This is a genomic window from Mesorhizobium waimense, assembly GCF_003601975.1.
Taxonomy (GTDB): domain Bacteria; phylum Pseudomonadota; class Alphaproteobacteria; order Rhizobiales; family Rhizobiaceae; genus Mesorhizobium; species Mesorhizobium waimense.
On the sequence record NZ_QZWZ01000129.1, the window covers coordinates 1 to 2772 of the forward strand.

Annotated in this window: 2 protein-coding genes and 1 pseudogene; 2 read left to right on the forward strand and 1 reads right to left on the reverse strand. The window is 63.8% G+C overall.

The window, feature by feature from the left end; translation table 11 throughout:
* Positions 1 to 773, forward strand: a pseudogene (locus D3227_RS40025) (BTAD domain-containing putative transcriptional regulator); the annotation flags it as partial.
* Between the two features lie 92 nt (positions 774 to 865).
* Here D3227_RS40025 and efp read toward each other — a convergent pair.
* Positions 866 to 1435, reverse strand: coding sequence for an elongation factor P (gene efp, locus D3227_RS40030; RefSeq protein WP_081482215.1), 570 nt, complete (start codon positions 1433 to 1435; stop codon positions 866 to 868).
* Between the two features lie 140 nt (positions 1436 to 1575).
* Here efp and epmA point away from each other — a divergent pair, with 140 nt between their 5' ends.
* On the forward strand, positions 1576 to 2616 hold the full coding sequence (gene epmA / locus D3227_RS40035) for an EF-P lysine aminoacylase EpmA (protein WP_120019429.1): 1041 nt from the start codon (positions 1576 to 1578) through the stop codon (positions 2614 to 2616).
* Positions 2617 to 2772 lie beyond the last annotated feature (156 nt).

Below are 2772 nucleotides of genomic sequence, written 5' to 3' on the forward strand. Positions count from 1 at the left end.
CGCCCGAAGTGCGCAGGTTGGTGAACGAAGCGCTCATGAAGTATTTCGAGATGACTCGAGACTCACTCCTGGCCGGGATAGAGCTCGCCGAGAAGGCACTTTCGCTTAGCCCCGACAATGCCCGTGCCAAGCGGACGCTCTCGATCTTGATCTCCATGGGCGTGGCTTTTGGCGCGTTGTCTCGGGAGCAGGGTCAAATCGAGCATGCGCTGGCACTTGCGGAAGATGCGGTGAGGGCGGTGCCGGACGACGAGATTGCCCGGTGCATCCTGTCTTTTGCTCTCGAAAGCGCCGGCCGTATCGACGAGGCGATCGCCGAATGCCGGCATGCGATTAGTCTCAACCCAAGCTATCCCAGCGGCCACGGTGATATTTCGATGCTCTTCGCTTTGCGCGGTCAGCTCAGCGAAGCCATGCGCGAGGCCAACGAGGCGATCCGGCTCGGAACGCATGACGTCATCGACTTCTGGCGTCACCACGGCCTGGTTGTGGCGCTGTTCGCCGCTGGTGACGATCGGCGGGCGCTCGAAGTCGCCCGCAAGGTGGTCAGGACCAAGCCGGGCTTCGTTCGTGGCGCCCTTTATTGGGCCGCGGCCGCGTCGGCGACCGGTAACAACGAAGAGGCTTCCCGGGCCATCCATCATTGCCTGTCACAGCTTCCACATCTCAATCTGGGCAATGTCTGCCCTGGCTTTTTGCCGCGCTATATGAAGGACCATCATCATTCCCGGCTGCTTGAAATGCTGTCGAGAGCAGGTCTTCCGAGTTCCTAAATCCTCCAAGCGCAGCCGGTCGTGCCGACGCGCATTGGCTCGAATGAATTGAGCGTCATCGAGAATCCATCGGGGGAGGGAGGCCTCGCGCCTCAGTCCTTGGCGCGCTCCACATAGGCACCGTCGGCCGTCATCACCACCACGCGCGTGCCGGCGCTGATGTGCGGCGGCACCGCCGTGCGCACGCCGTTGGACAGCATTGCCGGCTTGTAGGACGAAGACGCCGTCTGGCCCTTGGTCACCGGTTCGGTCTCGACCACCTCGAAGGTGGCGCGCTGCGGCAGCACCAGCGAGATCGCGATGCCATTGAACTGCGAGACCTGCACCGGCATGCCTTCCTGCAGGTAGGGCGCGGCGTCGCCGACCACGCTCTCCGACACCGCCACCTGGTCGTAGGTTTCCGGATTCATGAAATGATAGCCTTCGCCGTCGGCGTAAAGGAACGTGTGCTCGCGCTCCTCGACATAGGCGCGCTCGACCTGCTCGGTGGTCCGGTAGCGCTCGGAAACCTTCACCCCGTCGCCGATGCGGCGCATGTCGAGCTGGGTCACGGGCGTACCCTTGCCAGGGTGGATGTTTTCGGCAAAGAGGATCACATAGAGCTTGCCGTCCTTATCGACGACGTTGCCTTTGCGTAGGGAACTGGCGATGACCTTCACCACGGGGAACAATCCTAAAGTTTGTTGGCCTGAAAGAGCCGATTGGCACAAATCGGCCGCGAGAGCCGTCCGCTGCGGCCTAGCGCATCTTGGCCCGAACCGCCAGCCCCCAGTGCACGTCCATTGCCGATGAGCCTGGCCCGATGATCACCGCTTCGCCTTGGTGGACGCCCGACGTCCACGCCGACCGCCGGCCGCGGCTGATCCAGCGCAACGCGATCGCAGCCTCCATGCGCGACTGGTTCGCGCGGCGCGACTTCATCGAAGTCACCACCGCGGCGCTGCAGGTTTCGCCCGGCAATGAGGCGCATCTGTCGGCCTTTGCCACCGAGGCGATCGGGCCGGATGCCATACGCTCGCCGCTCTATCTCCACACCTCGCCGGAATTCGCCTGCAAGAAGTTGTTGGCCGCCGGCGAGCAGCGCATCTTCAGCCTGGGCGCAGTCTGGCGCAACCGCGAGCGTGGCCCCTTGCACCATCCCGAATTCACCATGCTCGAATGGTACCGGGTCGGCGAGACCTATGAGAGCCTGATGGCCGACTGTGCCGCGCTGCTGGCGCTGGCGGCCGAGCGTGCCTGTGCAAAAACCTTCCGCTTTCGCGGCCGTGAGGCCGACCCGTTCGTCGAGCCGGAGCGCCTGAGCGTCGCCGACGCTTTTTCGCGTTATGCCGGCATCGACCTGCTCGCTACCGTGGCCGCCGACGGCAGCACCGACCGCGAAGCGCTGCAGGCGGCGCTGGTCCAGGCCGGGCTACGCACGGCCGAAGATGACAACTGGGCCGACCTGTTCAGCCGGGTGATGGTGGAAAAGGTCGAGCCGGAGCTGGGGCAGGGGCGGGCCACCATTCTTTACGGCTATCCGATCTCGGAGGCCGCGCTCGCCCGGCCGAGCGCAGATGATTCCCGCGTCGCCGAACGCTTCGAGCTCTATTGCTGCGGCGTCGAGCTCGCCAATGCTTTTGGCGAACTCACCGATCCGGCAGAGCAGCGGCGGCGCTTTGCCGCCGAAATGGACGAGAAGGAGCGCGTCTATGGCGAGCGCTATCCGCTGGACGAGGATTTTCTCTCGGCTCTCGCCATCATGCCGCAGGCGAGCGGTTCGGCCCTGGGCTTCGACCGGCTGGTCATGCTCGCCACCGGCGCGCTCAGGATCGACGACGTGATCTGGACGCCTCTCGCCTGAAGAACGCCGTAGGTTCGGCGTCCTTCTGCTAGTCATCTGAATCTAAATTTCGTGGCATAAGGATTGTTCCGCCTTCTGGCAGAAGCGTTTGACGGAGGCGAGAATGTCGTCTGCGGACTTGGTCCATCGATATGGCTTGGGGTTCTCGTTGTGGCG

What these genes read in the sequence shown, in the direction of transcription:
- epmA (WP_120019429.1), top strand. Translation starts at nt 1,576, where the DNA reads ATGATCACCGCTTCGCCTTGGTGGACGCCCGACGTCCACGCCGACCGC.